The sequence below is a fragment of the Methylomonas sp. EFPC3 genome (genome assembly GCF_029643245.1).
GTDB lineage: Bacteria > Pseudomonadota > Gammaproteobacteria > Methylococcales > Methylomonadaceae > Methylomonas > Methylomonas koyamae_B.
On the sequence record NZ_CP116398.1, the window covers coordinates 845,643 to 866,768 of the forward strand.

The following is a 21,126-nucleotide window of genomic DNA, read 5'->3' on the forward strand; positions in this document are numbered from 1 at the left end:
ACCTCTTTTACACGTTTTTGCATAAAATTGGTGTCTAGAGTATAGTTTCTCACCAAATCGCTAGCTCCGTGGGATTTCAGCAAGCTTTTAGCTCACAGTGTAATAAAACGGCTTGGGTTTTGAGTTTGTCCGGTCGCGATGTAGTCGAACACCGCAGGGCTTCGTTTGTAGCCACCATGATGAGTTACAACTCTTTTACAGTTGGCTACAAAAACATTGAGTAGTTGTGTTTCTACCTGTTCTTTATCTTCTGGGCCAAATAATCCTAATGCGTTATCGAATTCGGCCAGTCGGTATGCGGATGCTAGTACTTCATCTTTAGCAGAGTGCATTATAAAAAGCCGTTCCAAACTTGAAAGAGATAAGTTAAATTCTTCATCTATCTCTATGGATTCATTATCAACTGCGCCAGCCATACAATAATAATTTCTAATCAATATCGTGGATGCTTCTTTTAGTGCTTTTAAGCAAACTCTGGCGCCAAGGCTGTGAGAAATGACATCAACTGTTGTGTTCTTTGAAATTAATTCTAATAATAATCTAAATCTCCTGGCTACTGCATTCGCTCGTGATTTTGCACTCCACCATTCTAATGCTCTGTCGCCGCCTGGCCAGCTATAGCCTATTATTAAATCGTATTTAAAATCTTGGTTTCTGAAAATGTTGTTTTCAATAATTTGATAAGCGTCTCTTACTTCTTCATGTTCGTTATTATATCCATGGACAAGCATGCAAACGTTTTTGTCTTTCAGTTCATTTAGTAAGGTGTCAATAGAAATTTCGCGTATTGTTGTATCTTTTGTGATGTCTATTTCTTTAATAATGTGCCCTTCCGGTAGCAAAGCGTCGGAATTTGTGAAGTCTAGGCGTGAGCTAATTAATATCATGATGTGCCCCAATTTTTAAAGGTTTGAAGAATAAAGACTGGATATTATAAGTAACAAATACATGTTTTTTCTGGTTCCAACGTTCCCAATCTGAAATCCGTAATATATTTACTCAGTTGCGATTTATATTGGGCATTGATACTGGTATGGATTTACATCGTATGCTATAAATTCCAAATAATTAGTAGATCTATACGCTATTTTTATTTTTCACTTTCTTTTTCTGTGTTTTCCTCTTTTACATTTGAGCCGGTAACTATTGATGTGCCATTTGCATTTGAAGTGACGGTTGTTGGTGCAAGGTTTTTTGTTAACTCGATAAGTGATTTAATGTTTTGATCGGATATTCCTGTTGTTTTTAGGTTCTTGGCAAATTCTTCCTGCGCTTTGAGTACATATGGAAGTTCTGTTTTTAGCGCTTCAATGGCACTTTGAAAATAAAATACCTTCACAGAATTATAATCATGTGGATGTAGAGTTACGATTTTTGGTGTGAACTGCTGCTGGAAAGTGGGTTTTTTGTTCGTTTCAGTACCAGAGTCTAGCGGAATGTTTTGAATTGAGTTGTTGGTTACCGTTTGGATCTCTAATGTGATTGGATTTTCCGTTTTGGAGATATTATCCTCAGGGTACCAGCCATTCATCCTGTCAACGCAGTGACTGTGAATAGCATCTCTATACATTTGTAGAGATTGTGTTCGGTATATTAAAGGTGTTATTTGAGTCATCACTGCTCTGGCGTATTCGTTGGATAAACTACCATTAATTCCTGTTTTCGGTTCCGATGCTGCTACTTTCAAAGCATCTGACACAGCGGATGCAAAAGCTTCTCCTACATCAGGTGAAGGCTCAGCGCAAGATGTTATTGTATCTCCCCAATCCTTTGAGTTTACTAACACCATCCGCCTGCTTGCGGTTGTTGCAAATGTATTAACTCCATTTTTACTCCATGGCCAAAAATGAGGATTGACTGCTATGTCCTGAATGTTTGGATTTGTATCTCTATTCGCGAAAAGAGACGCGCCACAGCCGCTTAGTAGTAAAGATATTCCACTAATTACTAAAATATTTTTTTTCATTTCAATTTCCTTTTTAACTGGTATTTATTTTGATATAAATGTATTTTTTTCGTCTTGGTATTTTATTGGTGAGAGTGTGTTGTTAATTTTATTTGTCCAATTTCTTGATTGTGGCGGCTTTTTAATATTGATATTAATTAATAGGTTTTTAAAATTGGCAAGAACATCAATACTTTATCTGAAGATTTAATTACTTTATATATAGTTAAAGTTTCGTGGAGTTTATTGTCGCTACAGAATCAAAGATCAGCTACATATTTTCTGTACCAGTACAGATGTACTGGATTCATCTCAAAACCGCTGGGTGTACAATCATTCCACCGCGTCTGCCAGGAGGTCCGTGGCTGTGAATATTTTGTTAATAGACGATCACTTCTGCGCCCGTGAGGGCGTGGCGTGTTTGTTGAAACAGATTTACCCGGATGTGCAGGTATTCGAGGCGGAGAACTTTGCGGCCGGCTTGGCGATTGCCCGCGAGCAGGCGTTGAATTTGGTGCTACTGGATTTGCAGTTGCCGGATCGCAATGGTCTGGAGGGCTTGGCCGAACTAAAACAAGAATTTCCGGATTTATGCGTCGTGATGTTTTCCGGCGTGGAGGACAGGGAATTGGTGTTTCAGGCTTTGAAATCCGGGGCGATGGGTTTTGTCGTGAAAACTGTTTCGCGGCAGGCTTTTGTCGAGGCCTTACGCGACGTATTGTCCGGCAAGGTGTATTTGCCGGCGACGATGGCCGGTAAAGCTTCGTCACAGGCAACAGGCGCGGAGGCGGAAGCCGGTATTCGGCCGGTCAGCAACCCAGCCAACTTGGGCTTGACGCCGCGCGAGTTTGAAATTTTGCGTTGGATCGCTTGCGGGTACACCAACAAGTCGATCGCCAACAAATTGCATATCCAGGAACAGACGGTCAGGAACCACCTGCGGCCGATTTTTCAGAAATTCGGCGTGTCGCGGCGCACCGAGTTATTGGTGAAATTATTCGAGCAGGGGATTGTGTTTGGTTTGCCGGGGGCGGCACCTTGAGGATCGCATAGACATTGTTTTGTCCCTCTAAAATGATAAAATAGTTAATCTAAAGTAATTATTTGTTTCTGTCATGCAGCTCACAGCATCCCAACTTCAATCGAAACACAAAGCTCTGATCGATGCCCTTAAACGCGGGGAGTGTGTCGAGATTACGTATCATGGCCAAGTAGTTGGCGTCGTTCATCCTGCCGTGCCCACTGTTAACTCGGAGGAGCAAGAAGCGGCAATGAATGAGTTTTTTGGTATGCATCGTGATGCCAGTATCGTGACCGTGGAAGATGAATTGCGTAATATCCGTAGAGGTCGCCGGAGTCGGCTGAGTGATCTTTGATACCAATATTTTGATCTATGCCGACCGTGGCGTCGTCTCAGCCAAACAGTTGATTCTTGATACTCAGCAACGGTCCATTTCCGCAGTCACCTACATGGAGTATGTGCCGTTTTGTCGAAACAAAAAGGAATTGGCGATCTTCGAAAATATGCTGCAAGCCCTACAATTCAACATTCATGAAGTCGATCATGGGATTTCGTATCACGCCAGACAACTGGTTCGCCAATTTGCGCTGAGTCACAGTATGGAAATGGGCGACGCCTTGATTGCTGCTACCGCTATGGCGCGCAAGGAGCTGTTATGCAGCAGCAACGTCAAACACTTTTCCCAGATCAAGGGTCTGATGCTTGATCATTACCAACCCGATTAAACCGGATTAATATCTCGTCACTGTAGTTGGCGAATTATTTTTTTCTAGCTCCAGCGCCTTAACCATCATCCCCATCAACACGTCCGACCTTGCAGGTTTGCGCAGCAGACCAGTGTTGGCCGGCCATTTGGCTTTGTCCTGATCGCTGATACCGGCCGCGGATAGCACCAGAATCGGTAGCGGGCCGCAGTCGGCGTGGACCGCGGCGACGATGTCGTGGGCGGTTTCTTGGTTGCCAAGGTAAAAGTCGGTAATCAATAGATCCGGAACCAAAAGATTGTCGGCCAATGCCAGTCGGGTTTCGGCCAGCGTCGTGGCGGTTTGCACGTCGCAGCCCCAAGCCCGGAGTTGGCAGCTCAGCGCTGCCAGCATTTCGGCGTCGTCGTCCACCGCTAAAATATATCGGCCGGCCAAGTCCCCGGTTTGCGTCGGCGAATTGCCTGCGGCTTCGGCGGAGTGGACGATCGGTAGTTCGATGCGAAAATCGCTACCGTGTTGGGGGCGGGAACACAATTCCAGCCGATGTTCGGGTAGGTGTTGAATGGCGGTGGCGACGTAGGCCAGGCCGATGCCTAAACCGGGAACCGTCTGGTCTGACGTGCGGCGCCGGCCGCGGACGAATTCCTTGAAAATCTCGCCTTGCACCTCAGCGGCGATGCCGGGCCCGCTGTCGCGAACGTGCAGCTTTAACCGGTCCGGGCCGATTTTGACTGCTGACACGACGATCCAGCCGCTTTGGGTGTATTTGATGGCGTTATCCAGCAGGTTGCCGATGATTTGGCTCAAAATGCTGGGATCGCTGTAGACATTGAACGGCGGGCTTTGCCGCAGATGCACGATCAATTTCAGATCGCGCTTGGCGGCTTGCGGGGCGAATTGATTTTCCAGCCCGGCCAGCAGCAGGTTGATGTCGACGTGAGTCAACAATGGCCGCTGAGTGCCGTTCTCCAGGTTGCCGATGTCCAGGATGTGGTTGATGGCCCGGCTGAGTTCGTCGATGGCAAAGCCCATGCGACCGGCGATTGCTTGCAAGTGCTGGCCGGCCGGTTCGGCGCAGGCCGTTTCCAGGACCGATGCGTAACAGTTCAAGGCCTGCAAGGGTTGCCGCAGGTTGTGGCTGAGCTGGCGCAGGAAGCAGCTTTTGCGTTCGGCGATGATTTCGACTTTGCGTTTTTCCCGAAACGAATTGCGGGCGTAAGCTTCCAGTTGGCAGCGGGTGCAGACGCCGAACAGGTTGACGATACACAGGTTTAATATCGACGGAATCAAATCGACGATGCTCAAACCCAGCCAGTAGCCGGCCAGCGGCATCGCCAACGTCGTGCTCCAGCCAAAACCTATCGTCGCCCGCAACGACATGAACATCTGGCCGTAACTGAAAAAATACATCGGCAGCAGCGCCGGCCAGGTTTCCTGGTAGTAGCGCGGGTTGTCCTCGATCAACAGCACGGCGATCAGCTGGATTGCAGACAAGCCGGCGCTCAGTTTGGCGACACCGTTGATTTTGTCTGCTGCGTTTGGACACTGTTGCAAATAGTGGAACAGACCGAATAGCAGCAGCACGATCGGCAGGCGCATACACGCGTTGGCTTTAGAGGCAGTTCCGGTGTGTAGATCGAGCAGGATATAGGCTAGAAAAGCGCAAGCGCCCAGGGCCAGCGCCCATTTCAGCGGGGACAGCAGTACCCGGTAACGTTCGCGCCAAAATTCCTGTTCGGTGTCGGCATCGAATTGCGGAATGGCAAATAGCCGGCGGGGTGTAAGCGCGGCACACAATTCTTTGAGATTAAAGGAAATAGAGGCCGGTGCGGCCGGCGGCCCGAGAAAGGATTTTACTGAAAAATGTGCGACGAACGGCCTGGAACTGAGCATGTTACCGATCCCTTGTGCGGTGCAGACAGCGGCTGTTGGCGGAGGCTCGCAAGCGCTGGCGGCGTGGCTTTGTTGTTATGGCTCGGTCGGCATTCTCCCGGCTAATCCAGAATTAGGCAAGGTAATTTCTAACGGTCCAAACGGTTCTTTTTATTAGACGGTTTGCCGCCAACGCTGATAAGCCAAACGCAAGACCAGGGCGCTTTGCAGAGCGGCATAGAGCAGGGCAGCCAACGCGGAATCTGCGCAGAGCGGAAAAAATAACGCCGACAGGCTGGGCATGCCCAGGGCGCTGAACAGGCCGGGTAGCACGCCGTATAGCAACACCGCTGCCAGCAAACTTAAATTAAATGCCCTTTGCGGGTTTTTGCCGTAGCAGAGGTAAACGTAAATCGCGCAGTCGCGCAAGATCAGCAATAGTGCTGCCAATGGATAGCTGTGCAAGGATAACTCGAACCAGGCGATATGGGCTCGATTGGCGCTGAGGTATAGCGCAAACGGCAAGGCCAGCGCGAAGCTCAGCCAGCTTAGCGGGAATTCTTCTATTACCCGGCGCCAGTTGTGTTGCCGGTAATAATCCAGCAAGCGCTTGATTTGCATTGGTTGCTGGGGTTCGGCGACGACACTTAGGTATGTCAAGCCGCCGCAAACGCCGAATCCGGCCAGCGCCAAGCCAAAATTGCCGGACGGTATCAGTCCGCCCAGATAAACCACCAAAAATACTATGAAGCCGAGCCAGGCCGTTGGCGGCTTGCGTAGTCCTAGGGCTTGCGCCAGCAGCCGGTAATTGGCGACCATGCACCAGAACACGGCGCAGAACAGGCTGAATTGGTGGAAATCCTGTTGGGCAAATTGCCAGCCGTACCACGGTTGCCAGCGAAATCCGGCGGAACCCAGACCGGCGATTTCCGATAAGTCGCCGAGTTGCGGTGCGACCACGGCAAAACCGATCAGCGCCGGCAGCAGAATCGAGCCGGTCTTGGTTTGGCCGCGCCCAACCGCTAATAGCCCCAATAACAACGCCGCACTTTGCACCAACAAGCCGCCGACGATGGCATAAAAGTAAAAGCGGGGCAGGTCGGTGCTCTGGCCGGCCGACAAGGTATACACCAACAGGCAAAAACCGGCGCAGTACCAGACCATGCTGGTGCTGCCCAACAATTTGCCCCAGGCCATTTGCCACGGTCCCAACGCCGATAAGCGTTGCGTGTCCCAAGTGCGGTCGCGGTATTCGTCGACGATGCTGTCCAGGCTTTGGCGGGCGCCCCACAGCAGCGTAATCAGCCAGAACAGGCCCAGCGCTGCGGCGCTGCTGATCGAGCCGAAGCGGTAGTCGTCCAGAAAATAGCAGAACGCGAAAACGGTGCCGAGCACCGCAGTAGCCGAGCTGAGGCGGGCCGGCGGGCATTCCAGCAGCAATTGGCGTTCGAATTCGGGATTGGTGGTCATGGCTGTTTATGCAGGGTTTGCAGATAGGCGTCTTGCAGATTGACCGTAGCAGGGCCGAATTCGCACACCGGCAGGCCGGCATCGAGCAATGCTTTCAGCACCTGATGTTGGCGGCCGCCGTCGTTTTCCAGATTGACGATCGCCATACGGTCCTGATCGGTGCGCACCAGCTCCACTCCCTGCAGTTTTTGCAGGGTCTCGGCCAATTGCGGGTATGCGCCAGCTAATACCAGGCGGAACGGTTTGCGTAGCGCCTGCGCGTTGATCACGGCATGCTCGACGATGCGGCCCTGGCGTAGCACCAACATGTCGGTGCTGTACGCCTCCAGTTCTGCCAGGATATGCGACGACACCATCAAGGTCATGCCCTGGCGCTGCAACTGCAGAAACAGTTCGGCCAACTGGTGGCGGGCTTCCGGGTCCAAGCCGGAGGCCGGTTCATCCAACAGTACCACGGCGGGTTTGTGGATGATGGCCTGGGCGATTGCAACCCGCTGCCGCAGACCGCGCGACAATGCGCCGGGGTACTGGTCTAGCCGTTCTTCGATTTGTAGGCCCTTCGCCACATCGGCGATTGCTGCAACGCAATCGGCTGCGGCGATGCCCTGGGCGCGGGCCACGTAGTGCAGACATTGGCGCACAGTCAGGCGTTGGAAAAGCCCGAAAAAGTCTGACAAGTAGCCGATGATGCGGTGGCAAGCGCGCGGTTGTTCCAGTACGTCGATCCCGCCGATTTCAATGCTGCCGCTGACGGGTTGCTCCAACGCCGCCATGCAGCGCAGTAAGGTGGTCTTGCCGGCGCCGTTCGGGCCGACCAAAGCTGTGATGCGGCCTTGCGGGACGCTAAAACTCGCCCGGTCCAACGCGCGCAGGCCGGGATATTCGAAAATCAGATCATCGACTGTAATCATCGGCAAGACCTTGCGGTGGAGTTAAACCGGATAATACCGATAATTTCGGCGAAAAGCTTGGCCGCAAAAGTCCACAGGCCAAAATGATTGTCGGTACAAGATTTGCTTGGAGAAGATATTGAGGACGGCCAAGTACTGGGATTCCATCGGCAACCCAGGGTGGCCGGCCCCTGACCGGCGCGCCGCCCACATGGGCCGGCGCACCGAAACGGTGTATCATGAGCACCATTTTTAAACAAAAGCAGGAGATATGAATGCACAACGTCACGTTGATCAAAGGTGATGGTATCGGTCCTTCGATTATGGAAGCCGCAGTCGCGGTGATTAACGCCTCCGGTGCGAAAATCCACTGGCACGAAGCAGACGCCGGCATGTCGGCTTATGAGCGGACCGGTACGCCATTGCCCGATGCGACGATGGAATCGATCGCCCAGACCCGGGTGGCGTTCAAAGGGCCGCTAACCACGATGGTTGGCGAGGGCTTCAGAAGTATCAACGTGGAACTGCGCAAGCAATACGACCTTTACGCCAACGTGCGTCCGGCCAAAAGCTGGAACGGCGTTAAAACCCGTTACGACGATGTCGACATCGTCATCGTCCGCGAAAACACCGAAGGTTTGTACGTCGGTCTGGAACACTATTTAACCCCGGCCAAGGATATTGCCGAAAGCTTGGCGGTTGTGACCAAGGCCGGTTCCGAGCGCATCGTCGATTATGCCTTCAAATACGCGATCGACAACGGTCGTAAAAAAGTCACGGTTTGCCATAAGGCCAATATCCTGAAATACACTCAGGGCCTGTTCCTGAAAACCGCTCGCGAAGTCGCCGCCAAATATCCGGATATCGAATTCGAAGAGAAAATCGTCGATGCCGCCTGTATGCACATGGTTATGAAGCCGGAGCAATTCGACGTGGTCGTGACCACCAATATGTTCGGTGACATCCTGTCCGATTTGACCGCCGGTTTGGTGGGTGGCTTGGGGCTGATTCCCGGCGCCAACATCGGTGAGGACGCGGCCTTGTTCGAAGCGGTGCACGGCAGCGCACCGGACATCGCCGGTAAAAACATCGCCAATCCAACCGCGGTGATGATGGCCGGCGTGATGATGTTGAATCACTTGGGCGAACATGAAGCGGCAACTCGGATGCTGAATGCGATCCAGAAGGTGGTCAACGCAGGCGTTTATGTGACGCCGGATTTGAATCCGGCCAGCCAATACGGCACTAAAGAAATGGGGCAGGCCATCGTCGATGCGATGGAGTGATTAATCAGCGGCGGAGGCGGGTATGAGTGCGCAACCAAGATTCGAGCAAGCCTTGATTTCGATCGAAGATTACTTGGCGGGTGAACTGGCAAGCGATACCAAGCACCAGTATTTGGACGGTCAGGTCTATGCGATGTCCGGAGCTAGCTTAAACCACGAGCGAATTGCCGGTAATGTGTTTGCCGAATTGCGAAATTACTTGCGGGACAAACCGTGCGAAGCCTTTGGCTCCAACGTCAAGATTAAAACCGATAGACACGTGTTTTATCCGGATGCGATGGTGGTATGCGATCAAAATTATACCAGCGAGTACTATACCGAAGCCCCGCTACTGGTCGTCGAGGTCCTGTCTAAATCCACCCGCCGCCTCGACGAAACTATCAAACGCCGTGTCTACCAAAGCATTCCGAGCTTGCAGGAATACGTGCTGATCGAACAAGACATCGTCGATGTCGAAGTCTGTCGCCGTAGTGAGGGTTGGGTTTCCAATCACTATTTTCTCGGCGACGACGTGCCTTTCGAATCAGTCGGATTGATTCTCGGCGTCGCCGACATTTATGCTCGCGTCGACAACGAAGACATGCGGACCTTCATCGCCGAGCAAGCGCTGGCTCAAGCTAATGCCGAAGCCAACGCATCCCAAGCCTAATTTTTTTTTACCGGAAATCATCATGCTAGAACAATACCGAAAACACGTCGCCGAACGCGCCGCCGAGGGCATCGTTCCGAAACCGCTGGACGCCGAGCAAGTCGCGGCGCTGGTCGAACTGTTGAAAAATCCGCCTGCCGGAGAAGAAGCCTTTTTGGTCGATTTGCTGGAAAACCGAATTCCGGCCGGCGTCGATGAAGCGGCTTATGTCAAGGCCGGCTTTTTGACTGCGATCGCCAAAGGCGAAGCGTCGTCCCCGCTGATTACCGCGGAAAAAGCCACCGAATTGCTGGGCACCATGCTCGGCGGATACAACGTCGCACCGCTGATCGACTTGCTTGAACACACCGCGCTGGCGCCGATTGCCGCCAAATCCTTGTCGCAAATTTTGCTGATTTTCGACGCCTTCCACGATGTCCAGGAAAAAGCGGCAGCCGGCAATGTCTACGCCAAACAGGTACTGCAATCTTGGGCCGACGCCGAATGGTTTACCAGCCGGCCGGAAGTTCCGCAGAAATTGACCGTCACTGTGTTCAAAGTCACCGGCGAAACCAACACCGACGATCTGTCACCGGCGCCGGACGCCTGGTCGCGGCCGGATATTCCGTTGCACGCCAAAGCGATGCTGAAAATGCCGCGCGATGGCATCACCAATGCCGAGCAGCAAATTACCGAACTGAAAGCCAAGGGTTTTCCGGTGGCTTATGTCGGCGACGTGGTCGGTACCGGCTCTTCGCGCAAATCGGCCACCAACTCGGTGTTGTGGTTCATGGGCGACGATATTCCCTACATTCCCAATAAACGCGCCGGCGGCGTCTGCATCGGCGGCAAGATTGCGCCGATTTTCTTCAATACCATGGAAGATTCCGGCGCGTTGCCGATCGAATGCGATGTGACCGGCATGGCGATGGGCGACGTGATCGATATTTATCCCTATCAGGGCGTCGTCAAACGCCACGGTACCGATGACGTGGTGTGCGAATTTAAACTCAAAACCGACGTGATTCTCGACGAAGTCCGCGCCGGCGGCCGGATTCCGTTGATTATCGGCCGCGGTTTGACCGATAAAGCCAGACAGGCTTTGGGCTTGCCGGCTTCAGCGGTATTCCGCCGCTTGGGCGCCGCGGCCGATACCGGCAAAGGCTATACGCTGGCGCAAAAAATTGTCGGCAAAGCGTGCGGCGTGGCCGGTGTGAGGCCGGGCAGCTACTGCGAACCGAAAATGACCACGGTCGGCTCGCAGGACACCACCGGACCGATGACCCGCGACGAATTGAAAGACCTGGCTTGCCTGGGCTTCTCGGCCGATCTGGTGATGCAGTCTTTCTGCCACACCGCCGCTTACCCAAAGCCGGTCGATGTGCAAATGCAGCATACCTTGCCGGACTTCATCATGACGCGCGGTGGTGTAAGCTTACGTCCCGGCGACGGCGTGATTCACTCCTGGTTGAACCGCATGCTGTTGCCGGACACCGTGGGCACCGGTGGCGACTCGCATACCCGTTTTCCGATCGGTATCTCGTTCCCGGCCGGTTCCGGCTTGGTGGCATTTGCCGCCGCCACTGGCGTGATGCCGCTGGATATGCCGGAATCAGTGTTGGTGCGTTTTAAGGGCTCTATGCAGCCCGGCATTACCTTGCGCGACTTGGTTAACGCGATCCCGTACGCGGCGATCCAGCGCGGCTTGTTGACCGTCGCCAAACAAGGTAAAAAGAACGTGTTCTCCGGCCGGATTCTGGAAATTGAAGGTTTGCCGGATTTGAAAGTCGAGCAAGCCTTCGAAATTTCCGATGCCTCGGCCGAGCGTTCGGCAGGAGGTTGCACCATCAAACTCAACGAAGCGCCGATCCGTGAATATCTGAACTCCAACATCACCTTGTTGAAATGGATGATTGCCGAAGGTTACGGCGACGCCCGGACCATCCAACGCCGGATCAAAACCATGCAGGACTGGCTGGATAAGCCGGTATTGATGGAAGCGGACAAGGACGCCGAATATGCTGAAATCATCGAAATCGACTTGGGCCAAATCACCGAGCCCTTATTGGCTTGCCCGAACGATCCAGACGACATCAAGCCGTTGTCGGCAGTGGCCGGCACCAAGATCGATGAGGTCTTTATCGGTTCCTGCATGACCAACATCGGCCATTTCCGCGCCGCCGGCAAGTTGTTGGAAAAAGCCGCCGCCCTGCCGACCCGATTATGGGTGGCGCCGCCAACCAAAATGGATCAAAACCAATTGGTGGAAGAGGGCTATTACGGCACGTTCGGCAAGGTGGGTGCCCGTACTGAGATGCCCGGCTGTTCGCTGTGCATGGGTAACCAGGCGCGGGTGGCGGACGGGGCGACCGTGGTGTCGACCTCGACGCGAAACTTCCCCAACCGTTTGGGCAATAACACCAACGTGTTTCTGTCTTCGGCTGAACTGGCGGCGGTCTGTTCGTTGCTGGGAAAAATTCCGAGCGCGGCAGAGTATATGCAGTATGCGGCGACAATCGAAAAATCCAGTGCCGATACCTACCGCTACCTGAATTTCGATCAGATCGACAGTTACCAGGATAAAGCCAAGCAAGTTGCTTTATAGACTAGCTAAACAAACCGGCCTACCTGAGTCGCAGGTAGGTCCGTGTGTTTCGCTGTTGGTCGATTTGCTGCTTTGCGGCGGGGTAATACGGCTGTTACGCCGCTTCGTTGAAGCCGATTTTGTTGTCGGTAGCCTTGTTAAACACTGCACCCAAAACGTTAGCGTCTTTTAGTAAAGATGCAGCGTTTTTTAGTTCGTCGGTTTTGGTGTGGCCTTCTTCCACAACCAACAGTACGCTGTCCACGTAAGGCGAGAATCCCAACGTATCGTCATGCGACAGGATTGGCGGCATATCGAAAATGATAATCCGCGACGGATAACGGCTTTTCAATTCGTTGACCAGCCGGACCATCTTCGGCGAGCGCAACATCTCGGTAGCATTGAACAGCGGCTTGCCGGCGGGAAGTACCACCAACCGCTCCACACCGGGATTGACCAGCATCGAGCTGATTTCCTTATCGTTCAACAAATAGTCGCTGAGACCGGAATCGGCTTTGATGCCGAATAAACGGTCTATGCTCGGATTACGCAGATTGGCGTCGACTAATAACGCCGTCCTATCCAACTCCATCGCTACGCTGATCGCCAGATTGACTGCGGTTAAGCTGTTGCCGGAGCCGCCGCTGGTGCTGGTGATGGCAACCGTTTTCCATTCCATCGCATCCATTTGCTGCACGCAACGGGTCCGCAACATCCGATAAGATTCAAGCCACTTACTTGGCGAATCGGCACAAAGAACCCGATTTTGCTTGAGCAGGCTCTGGTCGGGTTTATGGACCCGGGTTTGGGTATAGGCGATGTTGACTTTGTCGTCGAAGCGGACGTTACCACTACTAGCTTCTACAGTATTTTGGATTGAGTTCATTCCTAATTTCCTTGGCCTGTTAATTGCCAATTACACGCAACAGTTTGTACCAGAATACGTCGAGCGGCATGATAATAAAATGAAATGCCGCCATACCCAGCAAGAAGGCGGCTATCAGTCCGCCTATCAGCATTTTTCGTTCCGTAGCTCGTTTTTGAAATTCAATCTGATTTTCCAAATAAGGGATTGCGGCCAACGGTTCGAATCCCAAAATCAATCCCACCGCTTTAGCGCTATTTAAAGTAGGGTCGAGCATTTCCGCCAAAGCCACCGAACCAAATCCGCTTGCCGTCGCCAGCACAATGCCTAGTAGTAAGATCGCTACTCGGTTGGGGCTGACCGGTTCCAGAGGTTCTTGCGGCGGGTCGATCAAAGTAAAGCGTTCGCCTTTTCTCTCGATTTCCAGCTGTTGGGAGATTTGGGCTTCCATTTCTCTGGCACTAACTTCCCGATAGCGCAGATTAGTGTTATCCAAGTCCTGTATCAAATCGGAGTATTCTTTCTCTACTAAAGGCGACTGGCGCAAGTTATTACGCAAATCTTCGATTTTGCTTTGAATCCGGCCACGCGTATAGTTCAGCGATTCTATCTCAGTATTGACCGAATCGAGTTGAGATTTGAGTGTTATGTAGGCCGGATTGTCCGGTTTTATAGACGAATTCGAATATTCGTTCGCTTTGGCATCCACTAAGCTTTTTTGCAAAGCGGTAATTTGTTTCTGTAGTTTTACGACGTCTGGGTGTTTTTCGGAGTATTGTTTTAATAAGAGCGCCAATTCAGCTTTTTTCTGAGTGAGTTCCGCATTTAAATTATTAATATCCGCATTCGAACCAATTTCTTTTTGCAGCGATTCGATTTCACGTTTTACTTTTATAACGTCCGGATGGTTCGCAGAGAAACTGGCAATTAAAGAGGGGTATTGCGACTGCAGTTCTTTTAAGCGATCTTTCATGTCGAATACCCGGTTACCAACCGCATTCGTAGCCATTGCATTTGGATCGATTTGAGCAAGCTCACCTTCTAAATAGAAGCGTCTGTCTTGCAATGACCGTTCTTGACTGTCAAGCGATAATAACTGGTTACTTAATGAGGTCAACTCCTGTTGATTGAGGGCGCTGATTTGAGGTAATTGATTTAGGTTTTTTTCTTTGAAAGTGGCGAGTTTTTCTTGAATCTCCTGTATTTTTGCTTTCAAACGTTTGGATTCTTCGCTCAAAAATAGCGCGGCGTTTTCGGCAGACTCAGTGCGAGATTTAATATTTTCTTTCAGAAAAAGCGATGTCAATTCGTTGGCTACTTTTTGGGCTAATTCGGCTGATTTGTCTTCAAACGTCAGAGTGAATGCTATGGTAGCCTGAGTTGCTCTGTTTGTTTTTTGATCACCTACATCAGCACTGATTGTCTCTACTTTGATGAGGCTACGCATTTTTTCAAGAATAACCTCCTCGGGCTTTTTTAATCTTTCTGCAGCGTAAAGATTATATTTTTTGATGATTTCTGTCAGATTCGGTCTTGTCATAATTCGTTGACTTATCATCTGAATTCGCTGTTCGGCGAATGTCGTTACCGTTGAGTGAACCAAGTCTGCTGGAATTTCTTGAGCCTCAATAAGAATCGTAGCGCTAGAGCGATATTTTGCTGGCAATAATACCGCCAACAAAATGCTGGCCAAAACAATAATAATAAAAGGGATTAAAAGGAATCGTCTGCGTCGCTTGATGATTTTTAGATAGTCTTTAATATCTATGGTTTGATTTTCCACGCTATTTCACCTGACGATTAATTTGCGGTTGATAAGAAAACTGAAGTTGTACGCTATTGCCTATTGCCGACTGACTAGTGTTTTCGAACACCTGTTGTCTATAGGTATACGATAAATCAAAACTAACTTCGTCACTCCAGCGCCACTGAATATTGGGGCTTAAAGTTGTAAAAGTTCTGTTATTGGCAACGCTACTATTATTGTTGAATGTAGATATTGCTTCTGTAGAGATATAGCTGGCATTAATTCCGGCTAGCCACCTTTCGTCTAGGTTGTAACGCGCTCGGCCCGAAAAAGAAGTCGTAGTTTGTTGGCTACCAGTACTTGCAGGATTGAGTTGCTGTCCTGCGCTAATAAAGAAATCCCCCCACTCAGCTTTGCGCGTCAAATTTGTAGAGAACACGTGGCCTATTGTATCGGACGAATTTGTTGTTTGATTTATAAACAAATCACTGTTGGCGAGTTTATTATACTGACTAGCATCAGTTGTGGTGTCTCTTATGCCTGCGGAAAAATTTAATTGTGTTTGCTCGTCAAATAAATATTGAAATCCAGCTTGGTAACTAAAGGTCGTCGATTTTTGGCTGAATCCTGTCTTTACAGGAATGATGCCGAATATAAACCCTGGGGATTCGTTTGCTGATTCGAAAACGGAATACGCTCCCGTGAGATTGAAGTTTAACCGTTCAGAATATGAATGCATTAAGGTTCCCGATAGCTGCTGATTGGTATAGTCGGAATACCTTAGGCTGTTCTGCAGGTTGTCTTGCCTTTCAAAGGTTACATCTGAATAGCTATAGCCTATTTGAACTGCATTTTTCGCATTCAAGTTGTAAGTAAAGCTAGGGGTCAAAAATTTCGTAGTCCTAGGAACTTGAGTTTGCACGTCTCCGCTGCCAGCTATTTCTAGCTGGGTGTTAATAGAAGACTCTTCAGAATATCCTGCTAAGACGTCTGTTCGAAATAATTCAGATTTATATTGGTGGTTTAGATTGAGTATTTTTTCCGCGAAATCTAAATCAGAATCACCATGGTAAATTAGCTGATTCCACTTGAAATTAGTCTTTAACTCGTTGTTATCCGCAAGGTAACCAAATAGCAATCCGGGGGAAATTGTGCTTATAAAATTACTGCGTATCGGTTTCTCTTGCATGCGCAAGTTGTCTTCGTAACGTTCTTTGAATGCGAAATCCGGTTTAAAAAGCAAATCTAGTGCGTAAGGTTCCGTACTAATTAGAGCTAATGCGAATAGCTTAAAATCCGTCTTAATCTTCATAGATAGTAATGCCTATCTAGTTCCAATTAGGGTACGGTTACCGTATCCCCTGGTTCCAGAAGAATATTCTGCTCCAAATCTTCTCCGCTAATTACGTCGTCGTAATCGAACGGAAAGACTTTAACCTGGTCGCCGGTGCGGCGGATGATGCTGATTGACCCTTCCTTGGCAAATACCGTTAAACCGCCGGCCAAGCTTAGCGCTTGCAACACATCGAGGCGGCGGCCGGAAAATACCTGGCCGGGTTTGTTGACCTTGCCGATCACGAACACGGAGTTGCCTTGGTTGTTTAGCAACTTAACGCTGACCGACGGATCGGCGATGTAATCTGACAGCCGGGTGGTGAGATTATCTTTCAGTTCGGTAATGGTTTTGCCGGCCGCGCCGACCGTGCCGATCAGCGGAAAAATGATCGTACCGTCCGGGGAGATCAAAATTTGCAACTGTTGTAGGCCTTCTTCCTTCCAAACTGTGATTTCCAAAGCATCGCCGGGCGAAAGCTGATAGGAGGCGAAGTTGGTTTGTTCGATGATGACGCTCGGGCTCGGCGATTGCGTAGGGGCCGGGGTTAATTGGCTGGGTTCCGCTTGCGGGGGCTGGGATATTGGATCGGGCTCGGCTAGCGTAGCGACCGGGAAAAACAGGCAGAAAGATAAAAGTGTAATTATCTGTTTCAAAATGTATCCCTTTATGATGTTATTGAGGTTGAAATCCGTAAGAACCGATCGGTTGTGCAGGCAGCCCAGATGGTAAGTACGGAATATAACAATAATAAGACAATCCTGACTGTTGCTAATGGCGGTGCCGAGCAACAAGGCCTCGATTTGAATTATAACCTTTAATTGAGTCGTTTTGTGCGGTTTTGGCTGTAACAGAGCGAATAATATGGGAATTTTATGAATAGTCCAATATCGGTGAGCGATTTTCTCGAAAAGTTAAAAAATAACCAAGCTATTGATTTTAAAGAAACGATGGCCGTAATTGCCGACCATTACGAATACAGGCCAACCCGATTCAGTAACGGTTTGGAACCTTGCCTGATAAACGAGGCCGGGCAGAATGAAGGTTCGTGCCGACTTTTCGCATTTGCGAAGCTACACAAGCTGTCCGCGGAACACACTTTAGCTTTATTTGGCGACTATTACCGGAAAGACGTGCTAGGCAATCCGGGCGGCAGCGATCACCAAAATATCCGACATTTCATGCGCGACGGCTGGGCTGGCATCGCATTCGAAGGGGAAGCGTTGCAAGCCAAATAGTTGATGGACGTCGATGTTCTGATTGTCGGGCAGGGGCTTGCCGGCAGTCTGTTGGCCTGGGAATTGTCTAGCAGAGGGCTACGCGTCTGTGTGGTCGACGACGGCCAATGCAATGCGTCTCGGGTCGCGGCGGGTCTGATCAATCCGGTCAGCGGTAAGCGACTGGTCTTGCAATCTAACGTTGCTGAATTATTGCCGGCAGCCAAGGCCTGCTATGACCGCTTGCGGCGTGTCTTCGGCAGCGAATTCTACGTCGAAAAGCCGATGTGGAAAATTTTGTCCGATTCGACGCAAAAGCGACAAGCCGAACGCCGTCTGCAGCAAACCGAATATGCTGGATACTTACAGGCGACCAGTGCCGGCGGCCCAGGGATATTGGCGCCGTTCGGTATACTGCGTCAGTTGCAGACCGGGTATGTTAAAACCGAATCCTTGCTGGATGCCTTGCGGACTTGGCTGATCGCACGCGGCAGTTACCGGCAGGCTGAGTTCGACTACGCCGATATTCAACTGGCGCCGGATTTGCGCTGGCGCGACCTCAAGCCCAGGTGCATCGTATTCTGCGAGGGTCATATGGCGCGCACCAACCCCTGGTTCGGCTCTTTACCGTTTCAGCCGGCGAAAGGGGTGATTCTGAGTTGCGCCAGTCAAACGCCCTTGCCGAGTCGAATCCTGAATTATGGGCATTGGTTGCTGCCGCTGACTCCTGATACATTCAAAACCGGAGCGACCTTCGATCCGCTCAATTTGAATCTGGATCCGGAGCCTGCGTCAGAAACGGCCTTGCTGGCAGAATTGCAGACGGTCGTGCCGGATATGGCCGGAATTCGGGTGATCCGCCACCAAACAGGGATTCGGCCGGCGACGCTGGATAAGGAGCCACTGATAGGCCGACATCCGCAGCATTCCTGTCTGCACATCTTCAACGGCTTCGGGGCCAAGGGCAGTTTATTGATCCCCTGGTGCGCGCAACGTTTTGCCGATTTTCTGCAGCAGCGTGCGCCGTTGCCGTCAACTTGCGATATAAAACGATACTATGCCTCGCATTTCTCTGGTTAACGCGGCCCAGCTTGCCGTCAAATCCTGTTTGCGGCCGGGTAGCATCGCTGTCGATGCTACACTCGGCAACGGCTACGATACGCTGTTTTTGGCCGAAACGGTCGGTCCCACAGGCCATGTTTTTGGTTTCGACGTGCAGCGTCAAGCCCTGGTCAGTAGCTACCAAAAGTTGCTGGCTCACGACTTACAACGGCGGGTAACCTTGCATTTGGCCAGCCACGCCGATCTGCTTGAAGTCTTGCCCGAAAGTGTCATGGGTAGCGTGGCAGCGGTCATGTTTAACCTGGGTTATTTGCCTGGTGGAGACAAAGCCGTCATTACCCGGGCGGATTCTACTCTTAAAGCAATGGCTGCTGCGTGCCGGCTGCTCGCCAAATCCGGAATCATTACCGTTTTGGCCTATCCCGGACACGCCGGCGGCGATGCTGAAGCCGAGCGGTTGGCGGAATGGATGCGCAGTCTCGATCCGAGCCAATTCGAAACCGAACTGGTGCTGAGCCAGTTCGACAAGCTCGGCGCTCCCAGGCTTTTTATTCTGCGTAAATGGGTCGATCTGCTATGATTGCGCTCCTTTTTTTAACCAGTCAGTCAGGACAATGTCAGAGTTCAATAACGTCACTATCGTTAAACAAGCCAACGTTTACTTCGATGGCAAAGTCAACAGCCGCACCATTCGCTTTGCCGATGGCTCCACAAAGACCCTGGGTTTCATGCAGCCCGGCGAATATACGTTCAATACCGCCGACCCCGAGTTAATGGAGATTCTGTCCGGCGAATTGGATGTGCAACTGCCCGGCAGCGATGTTTGGCAAGCGGTGAAAGGCGGCGAGTCGTTCAATGTGCCGGCCAACGCGGCATTTACCATGAAAGTCAAAACTGCCAGCGACTATTGCTGCTCGTTTTTGAAATAAGCCGATGGAGCGGGTAGCGATTTTTGCCGATGTGCAAAATATTTATTACACGACGCGAGAGCGCTACCAAAAGCATTTCAATTACACCGCATTTTGGCGCCATGCCACTAACGATAAACAGGTCGTGGCGGCGTTTGCTTATGCAATCGATCGTGGCGACAGCAAGCAACAAAGTTTTCAGAATATTCTGAAAACCATAGGCTTTACGGTAAAGCTGAAGCCTTATATCCAGCGTCGCGACGGCAGTACCAAGGGCGATTGGGATGTTGGCATTACCGTTGATGTGCTGGATTTTGCCCGACAGGTCGATCGGGTCGTACTGTTGTCCGGCGACGGCGATTTCGAAATCTTGCTGAATAAAGTGAGGCGCGATTTCGGTGTGGCCTGCGATGTCTACGGGGTGCGTAGCCTGACCGCCCCGGCCTTGATCGCCGCTGCCGACAATTTCGTCGCGATTGCGGAAGCGCTTTTGTTGTAAGTCGCGTAGGGAGGCGGTTTATTTCTGTTCAGTGCCTTCTTCGACCAGTTCCTTGCCTTTTTCGGCTGAGGAGTTGGCTTCTTTGGCGTTGGTGGTGCTCCGCTTGGTCAACGGGTCGGGTTCATCGCCGAACAAGCCGGTAATTTTTTCCCACATCGAGCGGTCCAGATCGCGTTTCGGCACGTCGACGCTGGTTTCGGTGGATTCCTTGACCACTGGCAGCGAACTGGGGCGGAAGTCGCCTTGCACGCCGATCAGGTTGTCGCCTTCAAAAAATAACGAAATCCGTTTCTGCATCCGGTTCTCGCCGCCGGGCTGTTCCGAATAGAGATAATCCCAGCGTCTCTCGTGAAAGGCATCGGTCAGCATCGGCGATCCCATGATGTACAGCACCTGACGTTTGGTCATATTCGGCCGTAGTTGGTTCACCATGCTTTGGTCGATGATATTGCCTTGTTCGATATCCAGCGTATAAACACCCGGCAGATTATTCAGAATGGTACTGCAGGCGCTGAATCCAAATCCGGCGACAGCCACGAGCAGAATAGACGATTTTTTCATGAGAAATGTTGGTGGTCTTGCGACAAACGGACCGGCATTATCCCACAATTCTGTCTGCGGCTCGGTGCAAAAAACGATACAATGGCCGGATGGTTGGATATACGAGGACAGGCTATGGAAACTCAGGATTTGCGTAACGCGGGCTTAAAAGTCACTCTGCCCAGAGTCAAAATCTTGGAGATTCTGGAAAAACAACAGGACGACAGGCACCTGTCAGCAGAGAAAGTCTACAAAATTTTGTTGGCCGAAGGCGAAGAAATCGGGTTGGCAACCGTTTACCGGGTGTTGACCCAGTTCGAGGCGGCCGGCTTGGTGAACCGCCACCACTTTGAGGGCGGCAATTCGATTTTCGAACTGAATAGCGGCGGGCATCACGACCACGTGGTGTGCATGAAGTGCGGCAGAGTCGACGAATTCACCGACGAAGTCATCGAAAAGCGCCAAACCGAAATCGCCAACCGGCTGGGTTACACCCTGACCGATCATAGCTTGTATCTTTACGGCTACTGCGCCGCCTGTAAAACCCCTTAACTC

Annotated in this window: 21 protein-coding genes; 11 read left to right on the forward strand and 10 right to left on the reverse strand. The window is 51.0% G+C overall.

All coding sequences use genetic code 11. The annotated features are described in order from the left end of the window. Positions 1–92 precede the first annotated feature (92 nt). Both PL263_RS03745 and PL263_RS03750 read right to left on the reverse strand, forming a co-directional pair. Complete coding sequence (locus PL263_RS03745) at positions 93–887, reverse strand: alpha/beta hydrolase (RefSeq protein WP_278211746.1); 795 nt, start codon at positions 885–887, stop codon at positions 93–95. 203 nt (positions 888–1,090) lie between these two features. Next, the gene (locus PL263_RS03750; protein ID WP_278211747.1) at positions 1,091–1,966 is read right to left on the reverse strand and encodes a hypothetical protein; all 876 of its coding nucleotides are present in this window, start codon (positions 1,964–1,966) and stop codon (positions 1,091–1,093) included. A 346-nt stretch (positions 1,967–2,312) separates the two neighbouring features. On the opposite strand from PL263_RS03750, the gene PL263_RS03755 reads away from it, so the two are divergent. Continuing rightward, the gene (locus PL263_RS03755; protein WP_278211748.1) at positions 2,313–2,987 is read left to right on the forward strand and encodes a response regulator transcription factor; all 675 of its coding nucleotides are present in this window, start codon (positions 2,313–2,315) and stop codon (positions 2,985–2,987) included. A gap of 323 nt (positions 2,988–3,310) precedes the next feature. Further along, positions 3,311–3,691: a PIN domain-containing protein gene (locus tag PL263_RS03760; RefSeq protein ID WP_278211749.1), complete on the forward strand. Its 381-nt coding sequence runs from the start codon at positions 3,311–3,313 to the stop codon at positions 3,689–3,691. Positions 3,692–3,697: 6 nt separating this feature from the next. On the opposite strand, the gene PL263_RS03765 is transcribed toward PL263_RS03760, so the two are convergent. The 3 genes from PL263_RS03765 to PL263_RS03775 all read right to left on the reverse strand — a co-directional run bounded on the left by PL263_RS03765 (position 3,698) and on the right by PL263_RS03775 (position 7,923). After that, on the reverse strand, positions 3,698–5,563 hold the full coding sequence (locus tag PL263_RS03765; protein ID WP_278211750.1) for a hybrid sensor histidine kinase/response regulator: 1,866 nt from the start codon (positions 5,561–5,563) through the stop codon (positions 3,698–3,700). A gap of 153 nt (positions 5,564–5,716) precedes the next feature. Next, positions 5,717–7,012, reverse strand: a complete 1,296-nt coding sequence (locus tag PL263_RS03770) for a hypothetical protein (RefSeq protein ID WP_278211751.1) — start codon at positions 7,010–7,012, stop codon at positions 5,717–5,719. After that, entirely contained in the window at positions 7,009–7,923 is a 915-nt protein-coding gene (locus PL263_RS03775) for an ABC transporter ATP-binding protein (protein WP_278211752.1), read from the reverse strand. Before PL263_RS03775 ends, PL263_RS03770 begins: the two co-directional genes overlap by 4 nt. Positions 7,924–8,177: 254 nt before the next feature. Here PL263_RS03775 and PL263_RS03780 point away from each other — a divergent pair, with 254 nt between their 5' ends. The 3 genes from PL263_RS03780 to acnB are packed head-to-tail and all read left to right on the forward strand — an operon-like array spanning position 8,178 to position 12,421. Next, positions 8,178–9,188 carry an isocitrate/isopropylmalate family dehydrogenase gene (locus PL263_RS03780; protein WP_278211753.1) on the forward strand — a complete coding sequence of 337 codons (1,011 nt, stop codon included), beginning with the start codon at positions 8,178–8,180 and terminating at the stop codon, positions 9,186–9,188. A gap of 22 nt (positions 9,189–9,210) precedes the next feature. Next, on the forward strand, positions 9,211–9,837 hold the full coding sequence (locus PL263_RS03785; protein WP_278211754.1) for a Uma2 family endonuclease: 627 nt from the start codon (positions 9,211–9,213) through the stop codon (positions 9,835–9,837). Between the two features lie 22 nt (positions 9,838–9,859). Next, the gene (gene acnB, locus PL263_RS03790) at positions 9,860–12,421 is read left to right on the forward strand and encodes a bifunctional aconitate hydratase 2/2-methylisocitrate dehydratase (protein WP_278211755.1); all 2,562 of its coding nucleotides are present in this window, start codon (positions 9,860–9,862) and stop codon (positions 12,419–12,421) included. Positions 12,422–12,515: 94 nt separating this feature from the next. Here acnB and PL263_RS03795 read toward each other — a convergent pair whose 3' ends face one another. Genes PL263_RS03795 through PL263_RS03810 form a run of 4 tightly spaced genes read right to left on the reverse strand, consistent with a single transcriptional unit; the run spans position 12,516 to position 16,806 of the window. Beyond that, positions 12,516–13,286: a CpsD/CapB family tyrosine-protein kinase gene (locus PL263_RS03795; RefSeq protein WP_278211756.1), complete on the reverse strand. Its 771-nt coding sequence runs from the start codon at positions 13,284–13,286 to the stop codon at positions 12,516–12,518. Between the two features lie 19 nt (positions 13,287–13,305). After that, positions 13,306–15,048, reverse strand: a complete 1,743-nt coding sequence (locus tag PL263_RS03800; protein ID WP_278211757.1) for a Wzz/FepE/Etk N-terminal domain-containing protein — start codon at positions 15,046–15,048, stop codon at positions 13,306–13,308. A gap of 1 nt (position 15,049) precedes the next feature. Beyond that, positions 15,050–16,324: a TonB-dependent receptor gene (locus PL263_RS03805; RefSeq protein ID WP_140912900.1), complete on the reverse strand. Its 1,275-nt coding sequence runs from the start codon at positions 16,322–16,324 to the stop codon at positions 15,050–15,052. A gap of 26 nt (positions 16,325–16,350) precedes the next feature. Further along, on the reverse strand, positions 16,351–16,806 hold the full coding sequence (locus tag PL263_RS03810; protein ID WP_278211758.1) for a polysaccharide biosynthesis/export family protein: 456 nt from the start codon (positions 16,804–16,806) through the stop codon (positions 16,351–16,353). Positions 16,807–17,220: 414 nt separating this feature from the next. Between PL263_RS03810 and PL263_RS03815 the strand changes: the two genes are divergently transcribed. The 5 genes from PL263_RS03815 to PL263_RS03835 are packed head-to-tail and all read left to right on the forward strand — an operon-like array spanning position 17,221 to position 20,031. Beyond that, positions 17,221–17,583, forward strand: a complete 363-nt coding sequence (locus PL263_RS03815) for a HopJ type III effector protein (protein ID WP_278211759.1) — start codon at positions 17,221–17,223, stop codon at positions 17,581–17,583. Between the two features lie 3 nt (positions 17,584–17,586). Then, on the forward strand, positions 17,587–18,642 hold the full coding sequence (locus tag PL263_RS03820; RefSeq protein ID WP_278211760.1) for an FAD-dependent oxidoreductase: 1,056 nt from the start codon (positions 17,587–17,589) through the stop codon (positions 18,640–18,642). Then, complete coding sequence (locus PL263_RS03825; protein ID WP_278211761.1) at positions 18,620–19,204, forward strand: class I SAM-dependent methyltransferase; 585 nt, start codon at positions 18,620–18,622, stop codon at positions 19,202–19,204. The genes PL263_RS03820 and PL263_RS03825 overlap by 23 nt, the downstream gene beginning before the upstream one ends. Positions 19,205–19,238: 34 nt before the next feature. Further along, positions 19,239–19,553: a pyrimidine/purine nucleoside phosphorylase gene (locus PL263_RS03830; protein WP_140912903.1), complete on the forward strand. Its 315-nt coding sequence runs from the start codon at positions 19,239–19,241 to the stop codon at positions 19,551–19,553. A 4-nt stretch (positions 19,554–19,557) separates the two neighbouring features. Next, the gene (locus PL263_RS03835; protein ID WP_140912904.1) at positions 19,558–20,031 is read left to right on the forward strand and encodes an NYN domain-containing protein; all 474 of its coding nucleotides are present in this window, start codon (positions 19,558–19,560) and stop codon (positions 20,029–20,031) included. Positions 20,032–20,049: 18 nt separating this feature from the next. On the opposite strand, the gene bamE is transcribed toward PL263_RS03835, so the two are convergent. Further along, complete coding sequence (gene bamE, locus PL263_RS03840) at positions 20,050–20,592, reverse strand: outer membrane protein assembly factor BamE (RefSeq protein ID WP_278211762.1); 543 nt, start codon at positions 20,590–20,592, stop codon at positions 20,050–20,052. A 114-nt stretch (positions 20,593–20,706) separates the two neighbouring features. Between bamE and fur the strand changes: the two genes are divergently transcribed. Then, positions 20,707–21,123, forward strand: coding sequence for a ferric iron uptake transcriptional regulator (gene fur / locus PL263_RS03845; protein WP_140912906.1), 417 nt, complete (start codon positions 20,707–20,709; stop codon positions 21,121–21,123). The last annotated feature ends 3 nt before the right edge of the window (positions 21,124–21,126 follow it).